General features: G+C 45.9%; 10 protein-coding genes. 5 read left to right on the forward strand and 5 right to left on the reverse strand.

All coding sequences use genetic code 11. The annotated features are described in order from the left end of the window. Positions 1-78: 78 nt before the first annotated feature. The 5 genes from SWH54_12305 to SWH54_12325 all read left to right on the forward strand — a co-directional run bounded on the left by SWH54_12305 (position 79) and on the right by SWH54_12325 (position 5,844). Positions 79-1,698 (forward strand): ABC transporter substrate-binding protein, encoded by a 1,620-nt coding sequence (locus SWH54_12305; GenBank protein ID MDY6792040.1) that lies wholly within the window; start codon positions 79-81, stop codon positions 1,696-1,698. A 78-nt stretch (positions 1,699-1,776) separates the two neighbouring features. Continuing rightward, positions 1,777-2,736 (forward strand): ABC transporter permease, encoded by a 960-nt coding sequence (locus SWH54_12310; GenBank protein ID MDY6792041.1) that lies wholly within the window; start codon positions 1,777-1,779, stop codon positions 2,734-2,736. A 2-nt stretch (positions 2,737-2,738) separates the two neighbouring features. Beyond that, on the forward strand, positions 2,739-3,632 hold the full coding sequence (locus tag SWH54_12315) for an ABC transporter permease (protein MDY6792042.1): 894 nt from the start codon (positions 2,739-2,741) through the stop codon (positions 3,630-3,632). Continuing rightward, positions 3,629-4,732 carry an ABC transporter ATP-binding protein gene (locus SWH54_12320; protein ID MDY6792043.1) on the forward strand — a complete coding sequence of 368 codons (1,104 nt, stop codon included), beginning with the start codon at positions 3,629-3,631 and terminating at the stop codon, positions 4,730-4,732. The genes SWH54_12315 and SWH54_12320 overlap by 4 nt, the downstream gene beginning before the upstream one ends. Positions 4,733-4,833: 101 nt before the next feature. After that, positions 4,834-5,844: an oligopeptide/dipeptide ABC transporter ATP-binding protein gene (locus SWH54_12325; GenBank protein ID MDY6792044.1), complete on the forward strand. Its 1,011-nt coding sequence runs from the start codon at positions 4,834-4,836 to the stop codon at positions 5,842-5,844. A 44-nt stretch (positions 5,845-5,888) separates the two neighbouring features. Here the strand turns inward: SWH54_12325 and SWH54_12330 are convergent, their stop codons facing one another. The 5 genes from SWH54_12330 to SWH54_12350 form a co-directional block, all read right to left on the reverse strand. Next, entirely contained in the window at positions 5,889-7,553 is a 1,665-nt protein-coding gene (locus SWH54_12330) for a hypothetical protein (GenBank protein ID MDY6792045.1), read from the reverse strand. Beyond that, positions 7,553-10,012, reverse strand: a complete 2,460-nt coding sequence (gene hdrA2 / locus SWH54_12335; protein MDY6792046.1) for a CoB-CoM heterodisulfide reductase HdrA2 — start codon at positions 10,010-10,012, stop codon at positions 7,553-7,555. The genes SWH54_12330 and hdrA2 overlap by 1 nt, the downstream gene beginning before the upstream one ends. 188 nt (positions 10,013-10,200) lie before the next feature. Beyond that, on the reverse strand, positions 10,201-11,337 hold the full coding sequence (locus tag SWH54_12340) for a (Fe-S)-binding protein (protein ID MDY6792047.1): 1,137 nt from the start codon (positions 11,335-11,337) through the stop codon (positions 10,201-10,203). Between the two features lie 17 nt (positions 11,338-11,354). Further along, a complete protein-coding gene (locus SWH54_12345) occupies positions 11,355-11,771 on the reverse strand; it encodes a hydrogenase iron-sulfur subunit (GenBank protein MDY6792048.1) in 417 nt (138 codons plus the stop codon). Further along, on the reverse strand, positions 11,755-15,150 hold the full coding sequence (locus tag SWH54_12350; protein MDY6792049.1) for an FAD-dependent oxidoreductase: 3,396 nt from the start codon (positions 15,148-15,150) through the stop codon (positions 11,755-11,757). Before SWH54_12350 ends, SWH54_12345 begins: the two co-directional genes overlap by 17 nt. Between the last annotated feature and the right edge of the window lie 3 nt (positions 15,151-15,153).

Consider the following 15,153-nt stretch of genomic DNA (forward strand, 5'->3'; position numbering starts at 1 on the left):
GATTGCCATAAACTCATAGTGGCAAAGAAAAAATGCAGTGTTTGAGTGTATCACACTATTAGCCTTGAGGAGGGAATTATGAAAAGGTTACCGAGTGTTCTTTTATTGATTTTCTTTTTTGCGTTTATCATGATGGCGCCCCAGGCAGGGGCAGAACCAAAAAACGACGGGAAACCGGATGGAGGGACTTTAAATTACGGTGAATACGGCAGGCCGACCACGTTGGATCCGATCACCAGCAACGATATGATTTCCATGCGAATCACCGAACTCATTTTTAACGGCCTGGTCGGTATAAACGAGAAGCAGGAAATTGTACCGGAACTGGCTGAACGCTGGGAAATGTCGGAGGACGGAAAGTTCTATACTTTTTACCTGAGGCAGGATGTCACCTGGCATCCAAAAGAAGAAGAAGAGCCTGCACCGTTTACGGCAGATGATGTGATTTTTACCTATCATATTATGATGCATCCCCAAACCATCACATCCATGAAGGTCAGGTACGAGTTTATTGAGAGCGTGACCAAGATGGATGATTATACCGTGCAGTTTACTCTCAAAAGGCCTATTTTAAATGCCCTTGCCAAGTTCAGCTTCAAGGTGATTCCCCAGCACGGGCCGGCAAACGCGGAATTTCTATCCAGGGAAGATCCGTTTGCCCAAAAGCCGATTGGGACAGGGCCGTATATGCTGAAAAACATTACGGCCGATCGCGAGGTGATACTGGTGGCAAATGAAAATTATTTCAAGGGTCGCCCTCATATCAACAAGTTTGCGGCAAGGCCTTTTGCGGATCAGAATATCATGAGCCAGGCGCTGCTTTTTAATGCAATCGACATGATTGTACTGGTCAATCACCGGGATATACCACAAATCCAAGGGGATAAGCGTTATGTCCTGCAGCCCTATAATGCGTTGTCCTACTCATTTTTTGGCTACAACATACGAAACCCGCTGTTAGCCGATAAACGCGTTAGAAAAGCATTTACCTATGCGGTAAACAGGCAGGAAATGCTCGATTCTTTCTTTCATGGCCAGGGGACTATTATTTCCGGTCCCTTTGCGCCCGGAAGCTGGGCCTACAACTTGGACGTTCAACCTCTTCCCTTTGATCCTGAAAAAGCGATTCAGTTGTTAAATGAAGCCGGGTTTGTGAAAGGGGATGATGGAATCATGGCAAAGGACGGGCAGAAACTTTCGCTCGTATTGAAAGTTCCCATCGCAAAGGAAAGTGAAGCCGTAAAGCGAGTCGTCCTGGCCTTTAAGAATTATCTAAATAAAATCGGCGTTGATATCGAAGGAGAATTCAAAGAGTGGTTATCCTGGAAAGAAGATGTTTTTCTTAAACATGATTTTGATATCATATTTGCTTCCTGGGTTTTTGATGATTCCGCTGATATTTCTTCCCTGTTCCATTCAGCAGAAATCGGACCATGGAAAAACAACTTCGGAGCTTACTCCAACCCTGAGATAGACAGCCTGATTGTTGAAAGCAAGCTGACTCTTGATCACGAAAAACGAAGAACCATAAACAGGAAACTCCATGCCATTATTGCAGATGAGAGTCCGTACACGTTTCTGTGGACTTTAACCAACTATGCGGCTTTTAACAAGAAATTAAGGCGTGTGGCGATTCATCCTTACAAGTTCTTTTCATTTGCTGATGACTGGTTCATACCTACTTCAGAACAGCGGTAATCCAGATGTATCGACCGCGCTTTCAAAATAAATGCAGGGTATCTGAAGATACCCTGCACTGGTCCATGTGACACCACCATGAAGCTTTCTTCTATCAAACCCATCACCATATTGATTTCAAAAGAGTTGATGATAGCTTTGCTGTTGCTGCTTGGAGTCAGCTTTGTTGTTTTTATTATTCTTTTTCTGTCACCCGGTGACCCTTTCAGCGCTATGGTAAAAGGCCAGATGATGTCTGAAGCGGCAACCAAAGGTATTCATGAGACCATAGTTGTCTCTGACGCCTGGTATTCTCAATATCTGTCGTGGCTGTATAATATACTCCATGGAAATTTTGGAACATCCACCCGTTCCGGTCTTCCTGTGCTGCGGGAAGTTATACTGGTCACAATCAATACGGTATATCTGACCATAGGGTCTATGTTTATCACCCTGTTATTAGCCATTCCCATAGCAATTATATCTGCAAGACGCGGCATGACCCTGTTTACCTGGCCGGCTACTATTTTTACCTATGTGGTTTCAGCCCTCCCGGTATTCTGGCTCGGCTATATCGTTATATATATCTCCATGCACCAGTTTGGTTTATTTCCCCTTGCTTTTGGTGCCATGTCAAAAAAATTCAACTGGATTTATTTTATGCTTCCTGTTTTTGTTTTAGGTGTCGGTAACGGTACGATTAGCGAGGTGGTCCGTTTTCTGCGGGACGAGATGGAAAGAGTTTTTGCAGAAGACTATATCCGGACGGCCCGTGCTAAGGGCGCATCCATATGGAAGCATTCGTTTAAAGAGGGATTTCTGATTCCCATTACAGAAATCATTGCGTCAAAGATTTCGTTTATTCTTGGTGGAGCGATTGTGGTGGAACAGGTGTTCAACTGGCCGGGAATGGGGCGCATGGCGTGGCAGGCGGCTCAGGATAGAGACTACCCGCTGATTATGGGTATTACCCTTATGGCGGCAATTATCGTTCGCCTTGGCAGTTTAATTCAGCGAGTGGTTCATATTATTGTGAATCCAAGGGCATCCCAAGAATAAAGATGAAAAGATATTCCCAGCATAAAATTAAAGTCAGTGGTTTTTCCGATGTGCCTTTCTGGAAAAAGGCCGGGACCATGAACCTTTTGTATGTAAGCTACGGGATTTTCATTGTGATCACGGTGATTGTCTCATATATTTTGGGTGCATTCGAGTTGCTTCCATTTGATCCGCAAAAGATTGATCTCGCATTAATGATGAAATCGCCGGGCCACGAAGGCCATATCCTTGGTACTGATTTTATGGGCAGGGATATTCTTTCCAGACTTATTATTGGAATTCAGGCATATTTTCTTCCAGGCCTGCTTGCGATTGCCATCGCCATCGTTTTTGGAACATGGTTCGGGGTGCTTGCCGGTTATTGGGGCAAGGGGTTCGATACCTCCATTACCTATATTAGCAATCTGCTAAACTCATTTCCCCGACTGGTTCTTATTTTGCTTATGGTTGCCGCTTTCAAGCCTGATATCTATTATATTATGGTCATCATCGGTATAACCAATATTCCTGTGGTTGCCTCACTCATAAAAGGAAAAATTCAATTCCTCAAGGGCAAGTTTTTCATTGAGGCGGCTACCGCTCTTGGTTTGAAAAACAGGGTGATTATTTTTAAGCATATACTGTGGCATAACTGCCGCTCCGTTTTGATCATACAGGCAACACTGGGAATGGCTGAAGCCATACTGATGGAAACCAGCCTCAGCTACCTTGGATTTGGTGTCCAGGAACCCACCCCTTCCTGGGGAAACATGGTACAGGCCGGCGCCAACTATTTCATGCAGGGCAAGTTCTGGCCATCCACCGCACCTGCACTGGCAATACTTTTTACAATTATGGGATTTCATTTACTGGGTGACGGGCTGAATAATATATTTGAGGGGAAACAGAAGAAATGAACCCAGAGCCTGTTTTAGCAATCGATGATCTGCGTACCTACTTCTATTCCAGGAGTAAGCGGGCTTTTATCCGCTCAGTAGATGGCATTAGTCTTGAAGTTGAAAAAGGGGAAATGCTCGGTATCGTTGGTGAAAGCGGCTCCGGAAAAAGTATTACCGCCATGTCGATTATGGGACTGGTTAATGCAGATCCGGGGGTGATTACCGGTAAAATAAGATTTAAAACGAAGAGTGTTTATCAGGATCTGCTTCCGGACCTAAAGAATTATGTCAGGGTCCACATGCACTCCGGAAAGATAATGGAGGTGTATAAAGACAACAATGGATGGCAGAAAAAGATCGACCGCATCATGCATCACATTCGTGGCAGGGAAATCTCCATGATTTTTCAGAACCCCAAAATCTCAATGAATCCATTTATTACCATCGGCAAGCAGATCACTGAATCCATCATGCTTAATACCGGTATTAAAAATCGAAGTGAAGCAAAGGAACGGGCATTGTACTGGCTGGACCGGGTTAAAATAGACTCTCCCGGCTTAAGATATAACAACAATCCATATGGATTGTCCGGCGGAATGTGCCAGAGGGCCATGATTGCCATGGCCCTTTCTTCTGAGCCTGATTTATTAATTGCAGACGAACCGACCACCGGTCTCGATGCGACCATCCAGTCAAAAATTGTCGACCTTCTTGCTGAACTGAAATCAACCTTAAGAGTCACCACCATGCTCATCAGTCACGATATTAATGTCATCAGAGAGCTATCCGACAAAGTCGCAGTGATGTACGGCGGAACTGTGCTGGAACATGGTCCTGCCAAAGATGTTCTGTCTCCCGGATACAAGTATAAACATCCGTATACCGCAGCGCTCCTTGCATCCATTCCCAGCGAAGAGCACGTCCGCAAAAAAGGCTATCTACAGGCGATTGAAGGAGACGTACTTGATACAATTAACATACCGGCAGGATGCAGATTCTGTGACCGTTGTAACCGGGTGACGGACAAAATCGGGGAGCAGTGTAAACATGGAGAGCCGGAGTTAGAGAATGTTTCTTCCGAACACAAGATTAGGTGCTGGCTTTACTCCGGTTCCTGACCCCGGATTAATCGGGGTCTTGTCGGAAAATCAACATTACAGGATACAACGACACAAATCTTTTTCCATAAAAAACGTATATATATTTAAAAAAGACAGTTATGGCCGAAACAATATTAGAAGTTAAGAACCTGAAAAAATACTATACTCAGCCAGGGGGGATAATTTCTCCATTTCAAGGATCAAAACGAATTATTCCCGCTGTGGACGACGTCAGTTTTTACATCAAAGAAAAAGAAACCATGGGCCTGGTCGGTGAAACCGGTTGCGGGAAAACGACCATAGGCAGGACCTTGCTCAAGCTAACACCGGTGACCTCCGGCAAAATCATATTTGAAAAAAAAGATATTACCCGACTTTCACCCCATGAATTCCTTCCTTTCAGACGACAGATCCAGATGATATTTCAGGATTTGGATGCAGCACTCAACCCGAAAATGCGCGTTAAGTCCATACTTAAAGAAGCCCTCACCGTTCATCGAAAACTGAGTGACAAGGAAATTAACCGAAAAATTGATGAGCTGCTTGAAAAGGTGAATTTAAGCAAAAGTGAACTTACCAACTTTCCCGGGGAGCTTTCAGGCGGGGAAAAGCGACGGGTGGGAATTGCACGGGCCCTGGCAGTAGGTGCCCGGTTTCTGGTAGCGGATGAACCGACGAGTGCTCTGGATGTATCTATACAGGCTCAGGTGGTCAACCTGCTAAAAGACCTGCAAAACAATCTGGGGCTGTCGTACCTTTTTATTTCACACGATTTGCGTATTGTCGAGTTAATCAGCCACAAAGTTGCCGTGATGTACCTGGGACAGATTGTGGAGATGGGTATGTCCGGCCGCATTGCAAACGAACCGCGCCATCCTTACACGAGTATACTCTGGTCCTCCCTGGTTGAAAAAAAGAGCCGGGAAGCAACCAAAGTCTCTAATGATAATACGAAGGAGACCTGGGGAGTATTTGATTTTGAGCGTCCCCATACCGGCTGCCGATTTGCTCCGCGCTGTCCGGTATATGAAGCCAAAGGAAGACCCTCCATATGCAGCGACCCTTCTTCAGCCCCTGAGCTTCGAGACATCGGCCATGCCCATAAGGTCAGATGTTATTTCCCTCTTTAAAGAAATTTAATATTTGAATCTTGCATGAAAATGGTGGATTGGATTTACTGTATCAGTTTATTTACAAAAATTATAATCTCATTTTGATACTTTAAATAGCTTTCACAAAACTTTTCCTCGCTTTTAGAATCCATGATGTAGAGAAAGTAGCTCAGATCCCACCTGCCCATAATGAACAGCGTCTTTCGCACGTTAAACGCTTTGAGCATAAAATCTATTGCAGGGAGAATAGGGCGGTATTCTTTTCCCAGCAAACCGATATCTGTCCGATGCCCGTTGTCCTGAATTATGTGGAGCAGGGGAAAAACCCCCCTGCGGAAAATATATTTCACACTTTCGTAAGGGGTTACCGCTTCTATAAATTCTGCAAAAGACCCTGTCAGATATAATTTTCTGAGGCTTTCGGTATTGAAAAATTCCAATTCCGCTGGAAAGTACTTTCCCCGCAGATAAGATATATAATCTTTTTTAATTTCACTTCCTTTTTCTCCCAGTATATAGGCCTTGATGCTACTGTATTCTTTATTCCTTTTACTGGGGAGTTTTTTAATCCGGCGTTCAAATTGCTCCCGCACTTCCGGGTTTCCGATGAATCGGATGGAGAAGGCCCACGGATAATGGAAAAACTGAGGTTCAAACAATCTGTTTCCTGTCTGATTTCGCAAAGTATCGATGTAGTTGATGTAATTAAAAAAATCATCAAAAGAAATAATACTTCCCCCATCATAGTTTCCCAGATAGAAGTAATTGATATGATACGCAAGGAAAGATTCATCTACCTCCAGACCACATATTCGCTCAAATTCATTTTTCAAGATTCTTTTCAGTTTATCATACTCGTCTTTCTTTTCACCATCGAAAAGAAAGATACAGTCAATATCGCTGGTAAATCCTATCGCGCCGCTACCGATGCCTCCATATACTCCAATGAGGACAGGCTGATCGGAGATATCGAGTTCAAGTTTAATACGGTCAAAAAGGCCTTTGATCAGCCTGAGATGGACATCCGCATAAAGCTGTGCGGTGTGGAATCCGCTCCCGCGCCGCCTTAGCTGTTGTCGATAGATCATGTTGATCTCTTTTCTGAATACCTGCTCTAAAGGGTCCTTTCCTTCGTTGACCACAATCTGCAGGAGGTCGAGCACTTTTTTCCGATACTCTGGTGTGATTTTATCTCCATAACGCTGGTCAATCCAGAAGACATTTTCCGCCTTCATGTCTTCAGTGGCGGAAATAATCGCCCTTTCAATGTTCATTCCGGCAAGTGAGAGCGCCCACGATATTTTATGAAGAAGCCCCTTTTTGTTTGATGTGTTTACGATCAGAGCAGACCGGTTTTCACTGATGCCTTCAAACCTTGGAGTAATTTGATCTTGTATGACTTCGTGCTTTTTTTCCCACAGGAAAATTTCTTTTTCTATATTGGTATCTCCTTTTAATACGTTTTGAAGTGAAACAAAGAGCATGTTTTCCAGTAGAGAAGGTTCGTATTTACGGGGGAAGCGAATTTTGTAAAGGTCGGTGGCAACTCCATCGCGGATTTTGATATCGGCTTCCAGGATGTGGCAATCGTGGATGGTGAATATACCGGCTACTTTGCTGAGAAGAAAAGGTCGGTCATAGGTACTGACAAAACAGAGCGCCTCCCCTCTGCTCAAAGGGACTATTTTTATCCCCAGAAAGGAGTCTTTTAATAGGCGCTCTTTCATTATTCTTTTTTTCTTTTTTTCTTCTTAAGATTATCGGCGATTTTCTTTTTTGTTGCTGCAATTTCCTTTTTGGTCACCGTCTTGCGAAGTTCTTCCATCTTTGTCATTATTTGAGAAAAACGAACGCCTTCAGCCGCACTGATCCATTCGAGTTGAAGCCTCTCTTTTCGTAAACCCCATTTTTCCATTTTTTTCCAGATTTTTTCAACCCTTTTTTTGGTCCAGTGATTCGCATCAATATAATGACAGTCGCCAAAATGACAGCCTGAGAGCAGGACAACCGGTGCCCCTGCCTTAAAGGCTTTCCAGATAAACTTTTCGTCCACCCTGCCGGAACACATGGTTCGGATAAGGCGTATGTTTGGCGGATAATTCAGACGGGCGATTCCTGCAGAATCGGCTCCGGCATATGAACACCAGTTACAGGCAAAGCAGACCACTTTTTCCAGCGGCTCTTGGTCTAAAATTGCATCAACCTGGGACAGAATCTGGCTATCGGTAAAATGGTTCATTTCAATCGCATCAAAAGGGCATTCAGCCGCACAGGTGCCACATCCGGCGCATGCCGCCTTTATGACTACGGCAGGCCTTTTGTTCTTTTTGTCAACCGTAATGGCATGATAAGGACAAACCCTGGCACATACTCCACATGATGTACATTTTTCCTCATCCACGCGACTGGTAATGGCTTCAACGGTAATCTTACCCGGAGACATGATACGTGCAGCCCTTGCAGCAGCAGCGGAGGCCTGGGTCACCGCATCTTTAATGTCCTTGGGGGACTCGGCCGTACCGGCGAAAAATATTCCGCATGAAGCGGAATCCACCGGCTGAAGTTTGGGATGTGCCTCGAGATAAAAACCATCCGAGGTTTTTTGCAGGGCAAGCATTTCCTGGATTTTGTTCATATCTTTTGATGGAACAAGCCCCTGGGAGAGAACCACCAGTTCGCTGCGATGCCTTTCCAGCAGATCAGTGGACGTGTTTTCTGCGAAGAGAATCAAATCCTGTGACCGGGGATCTTCCTGTACATCTCCGGGAAGCCCTCTGATATACTTTACTCCCTTGCCTTTGGAGCGTTGAAAAAGATCTTCAAAACCCTTGCCGAACGCCCTGATATCAATATAGAACACTTTTACTTCCATATCAGGATAATGCTCTTTGAGCATTAGGGTATCCTTTATGGTGTTCATACAGCAGATATTACTGCAATAAGGATTTGCCTCCTTGTTTCCGGGTGATCTGGATCCCACACACTGAATAAAGGCCACCGACTTGGGGACTTTCAGATCGCTCAGTCGAACCACTTCCCCCTTGGTCGGCCCCCCGGCATTAATCAACCGTTCGAATTCCATGGTGGTTAACATGTTGGCAAAACGGGTATATCCGTATTCATTCAAAGGGGTCGGGTCATATGGCACCATCCCTGTGGCCACTACAATGGTTCCTACCTTGAAGGAAAGCTCCTCATCCTGCGCATCGTAATCGATGCACCCTTTCTCACAGACTTCTTTACATTTGCCGCAGATCAACGGATCCTGGCCCAGGCAATCTTGAGAATTCAAAACATAGGAGGAGGGAACAGCCTGCGGAAAGGGGATAAAGATCGCCCTGCGGGAAGCCAGGCCCATTTCAAACTCATCCGGGACAAGTACCGGGCAGACGGTGGCACAATCTCCACAGGCGGTACATTCTTTTTCGTTTACATAACGGGCCTTTTTGGTCACCGTGACATCAAAATTGCCCACATACCCTTTGATATCTTTTATTTCGCTAAAAGTAATCATCTCAATGTTTGGATGTCGACCGACATCCGTCATCTTAGGACCGAGAATTCAGATAGAACAGTCCATGGTTGGATAGGTCTTATCAAGCTGTGCCATGACCCCGCCGATGGACGGCTTTTTTTCAACCATGTAGACCTTAAAACCGTTGTCCGCAAGGTCTAAGGCAGCCTGAATTCCTGCAACGCCTCCGCCGATAACAAGACTCTGTTGGGTTACCGGCACTTCCTGTTCCTCAAGGGGTTTAAGCAATCTCGCCCTGGAAACAGCCATCTTCACCAGATCCTTGGCCTTTTCAGTGGCACTTTCTTTCTGGTGAGTATGGACCCAGGAACATTGTTCACGTATATTGGCCATCTCAAAAAGATATGGGTTGAGTCCGGCTTCGGCGCACATCTGCCTAAAGGTGGGTTCGTGAAGCCTTGGTGAACAGGAAGCAACCACAATACGGTTTAAGCCGTATTCAGTTATATCCTGTTTGACCAACTGCTGGCCAGGGTCGGAACACATATAAGAATAGTCCCGTGAGACAGTCACACCCTCAAGGTCCTTTGCCCATTCAGCCACAGCCTGACAATCCACGGCATCGGCAATGTTTAAACCACACTGGCAAATATAAACGCCTGTCCGTATCTCTTCTTCAGGGATACTTAAAGCAGCCTGTGCAACGGTCATTGACTAACCTCCTTCGTTTGTTGATAGTCAGTGGTTTGTGTTCAGCGGCATGTCTATAAAAGCGCCTTTTGATGTGTCCTTACAACGGACAACTGACAACAACCCATTGACCTTGATATGGTATTTGAATTTTACGTTTTATATATAGATCTGTATGATTCCAATTGATGCAAAGGCCATCAATTAATTCATTCTATCGATTCAGCCAGTATAGAAGAAATATCCCTGATTTTCATGGAAAGATCCTGTATCAGGTTGACATCATTCATGGCACAGGTTAAATGTACCTGGCATTTGGGGCATGCGGTAACGATTAAATCGCTCTTTGTTCCCTTGGCCTCCATAAGACGTTCAACCTGCAACTGTTTGCTGTAACGATCACAGTGAAGCCATGCAGAATTACCACAACACCATGAACCGGCACGAAAATGGGGCATTTCTCGGAGTTCCATCACCGATTCCAGAAGCTGTCTGGGTGCATCATAGATTTCCATAAAACGTCCCAGTCGACAGGGATCCTGATAAGTCGCAATTTTATTTAGTTCTTTTTTTGCCGAAAAACCGATTTTTTGCAGATATTCGCTTATATGCATCACCTCAAAGGGAAACGGCTCGGCCGATTGTGGGTAAAGATTTTTCAATGTATAACAGCACTCCGCGCAGGAGGTGATAATTGTTTTAACACCGGCTTTTTTAAAAGATTCGATATTAAGGCGGCGCAGTTTATGAAACGATTTTTCATCGCCGGTCCAGATCAAATCGTGTCCGCAACAGCGCTCATCAGGTAAAACAACAGGCGTAACACTCACAGAGTTGAGTATTTTAACGGTATCAGCGGCAATCTGTTTCAGTTTCAGGTTCATGGTGGAAAAGAAGGTCTCGAAATAGGTGAGGCAGCCGATAAAGTAGAGTATTTCTCCGTGGGAGCTAATTCTATGTTCGTCGTTGACCCAGTCCAGGCGATTCTGGCTCAGGTCGGGTGCTGTTTGCATGCGCATCAATCCTTGTAAAGCCCCGCCATGACTGAGATGCCCGTTGAATTCTTCTGTGATGAAGAGGGAGCGTACAGACCGAATAAATTCGGTAAAAGAGATACCAATGGGACATCGGTCATTACAAAGCCCGCAGGTAAGACATGTCCAGACTTTCTCTTTGACATAGTCACTGCCAAGACCTTCTTCAATGGCGTATTTGGCGACCAGTCGAGGAGAAAAATCCCTGTCTACCTGAGCCAGTGGGCAGGCTCCGGTACATTTTCCGCATTCAACGCAGTGGAAAATCTGATACTTCTCAATAAGTTTGGCTAGAGTATAGTCCTGATCCAATGGATTTCCTCAATATGCTACGCCACGAATGGCGATTTTTTCAGTTTATAGACTTGTTCGGCAAAGGAGTCGATTTCTTCCAGCAGCCTGCTTTTTTCATTAAAGGAGAGTTTAACAGATCTGAACCGTTTGGGTTCCAGCCCCAGAATCTGTATGAGTGCCTTTATCGGTGCTGCTGTTTTCCTGGATTGTTCCGGTCCGGGACCATACCGGCATTCATTATTCCTGCAACCTAAAACCATCACCCCTTCCGCACCTTTCTCAAAAGCAAAGAGGACCATGGCAGGGTCCACACGTCCTGAACACATCACCTTTACGGGATAAATCAATGGATAAAAAGAGGATTCGGATTTGCAAAGATCCATGTAGCACCGATACGGTGCCCAGCTGCAGAAAAAAGCCAAAATCGGTTTTTTATTATTCCAATAAGGCATTGATCACCTTTTCAAAATACCATTGTTCAGATTCGGGTAAACTTATGGCACCGGTGGGACATTCCGGGATACAGTTTCCACAGCCTGTACAAAGCCCCGGTTCGATCCATGACGAACCAGTCCCACGGGTTGTCTGTTCCAGGGTGATGGCCCCTTCGGGACAGATATCTGCACACTTGCCACATCCCCGGCACAATTCAGGATCTGCATGTGCCACAAAACAGTCAACAGGGCTGTCAAATGCATCGGACCGGTTGGAAGCCTTTTCCAGTGCTTCGCCGGCAGCTGACATTCCTGATGCCGTCCCGGAAGCTTTCTTCACCTGTGACCATGAAGCCAGATAAACGCCGGGGATGTCGGTTTCAAGACTGCCAAAGGCACGGTCACCGACGGAATGAAGTCCTGTGGCAAAGGAATCCCTTTGATGGGGTATGTGGGTGAATTCTTTTCGTCCAACAATAATGATACCCGCTTGAAGTTTCTTATATCTGGGATTTTCATCTAAGATTTTAATGTCCAAATTTTGCAATCGCTTGCCCCTCTTCCGGAAAGTAAGTTTCGGGCTTTTTTTCTCTTTGGTGGATAACAAAGAATTTCCCTTTTCCAGAATAAGGGTGAATTTGCCCCGTCGGCCATCGAGTCTAACCGGCTTGACCGGACGGATCAACTCTATAGCGGAATTTGACAGTTCCTGTACAATTCTATTTCCCACCTTCAGGTGATCCACCACGACCACTGAAGCAAATTGTTCTTTTAATCCTCTGGCTGCGGAAATTCCGGCTTCGGTCGCACCCAGGATTATGGCCTGGGGGCAGGGCGCTTCTTTTTCCTCCAACCGCTTTTTAGAATCTTTTAATTGCCATAGCCCGGATCGAATCATCCGCAGAGACCGATCGATAGCGGTTTTATCGTCTTCTTTAAAAGGAAGCAGGCAGGTTTCCTTGATGTTGATCAGGGCAATATCTTTCGGGTTGTATTTTGCTTCTGTAAAAAGACGATGTTTTAATCTGATACGCTGGACGTTGCATGATTCACAGGCAAAAGCGAAATGACAGCAGGTGCATGAAGCGATCAAGGCGCCGTTTAATTTATTTTCAGAAATAACCTGTTCGATTCTGCGCCCTTTTTCCGGATGGCAGGCGGAAACAAGAACCTCTACATGACCAACACCGGAAATATCGATAAGCGGGGGTATCATCTCATCCAGCCGATTATTTTGGTTCAGGGTTCCGTTGCACGAACAGATAAAAATTCCAATCTTTGGCTCTCCGTCACCAAGGTATTGGTGGGAAGTTGGCTCTACTGCAACAGCAGTGGTTCCAGCCAAGGCTTTGACTGCGGCAGCACGCCCTGCCACAATTGCTTTTGCCCAGGAGTCTTTCTTTCCAAAACGTTCAATGGAGATCATTGCTGAAGAATTGAGTTTGGACGGTATCTGCCCTTGGCGGGAAAAGATGACTTTGCTAAAATGCAATTTCCTTCGGGTTGCTGTCCTTTCATGGCTGATCGCATTCAGATCACAGGCAGTCTCGCATCTGAGGCACTCGCTGCAAACTCCGCATTGAAGGCATCTGGAGGCTTCATCAATTGCATCTTTCGCTGTCAAGGAGCGAATAACCTCACTTTTATCTTTTATCCGCTGCGATATTTTCCGATGAAAAGGAACCGTGCGCGTTTTAATCGGTGTGTCTTTTAAGATCGGTTCATATTCCTCGCTGGAAATTACAGGGTCGTCTTTTTTGTTAGGGACCGAATCGGGTTTAAGAGCATAAATAATTGTGCTTGCCGCCTTTCGCCCGGATGCCATGGCTTCCACAACAGTGGAGGGGCCTGAGACCACATCCCCTGAAGCAAAGACTCCGAAAATATTGGTCTGGCCTCCGGCCTCAACTTTAATCGTACCCCTTTGGTTTAGTTTTAGATTGCCTCCAACACCATAAGGAATATCCGCCTTCTGACCAATGCTTATAATGGCTGTGTCTGCGCTTATGAGAAAGTCGGATCCATCCACAGGAATCGGCCTTGGCCGCCCCGAAGCATCCTTATCCCCAAGTTTCATCTTGATGCACTTGACTTGTGCCAGTCCATCGCCTTTTCCTACAAATTCGACCGGAACGGTTAGCGGTTTTAGTTTTACTCCCTCTTCAATCGCCTGCTCAATTTCATGGGGATCGGCAGGCATCTCTTTTCTGGTGCGACGATAAATAATGGTCACAGATTGCGCCCCAAGCCGCACACTTGCACGGGCTGCTTCAACAGCTGCATTTCCTCCACCTACCACTGTGACCCTGCCAGGGGGCTTTAAAGTTTTTCTTTTCCACAGGTCCTTTAAGAAGGAAACACAGCCGTAAATTCCTTTAAGATCCTCACCCTTTATGTTCATCCTGAGATCTTTGGAAGCACCTGTGGCCAAGAGAACGGCGCGAAAGCCTTCGGCCTTCAATTTTTTAATATCCTGATAAGAATTCACCGGAGAGTTAAGCCTCAGGTCAACGCCTGCAGCCAATATCTGCGCGATCTCTGTTTCAATAATGTTTCTGGGAAGTCGATATGGCGCAATTCCTTGCCACAAAAGGCCTCCCGGCTTTTCTTCAGCCTCGATAAGGGTCGGGCGAAACCCTGCCTTTGCAAGATCGTACGCTGCTGTCAGACCTGCAGGCCCTGAACCTATAACCGCAACTCGTGGTCCAGCAGGAAAAGAAGTATCGCCTGTGTCCGGCTTTTTTCCCTTCTTTCCAGCCTGGTCTGCGGCAAAACGCTTTAACGTACAGATGGCCACAGGTTCGTCGACTTCCTGACGACGGCACACCGCTTCACACGGATGGTGACACACCCGGCCGCATATTCCCGGAAGGGGGTTTGCGTCATAGATAAGTTCATACGCTTCTTCGAATCTACCCTGTGCAATCAGGGCAATATAACCCTGCGGATTCATGCCTAGGGGGCAGGCCGTTCTGCATGGAGCAGGCTGACGCTTGTCAATGGTCATCGTTGAAGGACATGACAGCTCGAATAAAGGTTTGCGGCCATCTGGAAATTCGACAGGGCATGATACCAGGCAATTTCGACAATCCACGCACAGGTCGGGGGAAACCCACATGGGTCTTTGAGTCAGTTCCAGTTGGACCTCGTTCACGGTTTTTTTAACCTGGGTGACTTCAGTTTGGGTGAATAATTCTATAAGGGGATGATAAAGAACCTGGGTGTAAAGGTATTGGCTCCAGCGCTTTCCCCTATCTGTCCAGTTTCCCGGCGGTGAAGCCATTTCTATGTTTTTATCGATCAGAGTCACATTTCTTCCAAGGTGGGCTAAAGTTAAGGCGGCCTGCAACCCCTGAAGGTCTGCTCCGATGATAAGTATGCCGGTTGAGGAGGTCATGCC

The organism is Thermodesulfobacteriota bacterium (assembly GCA_034189135.1).
GTDB lineage: Bacteria > Desulfobacterota > Desulfobacteria > Desulfobacterales > JAUWMJ01 > JAUWMJ01.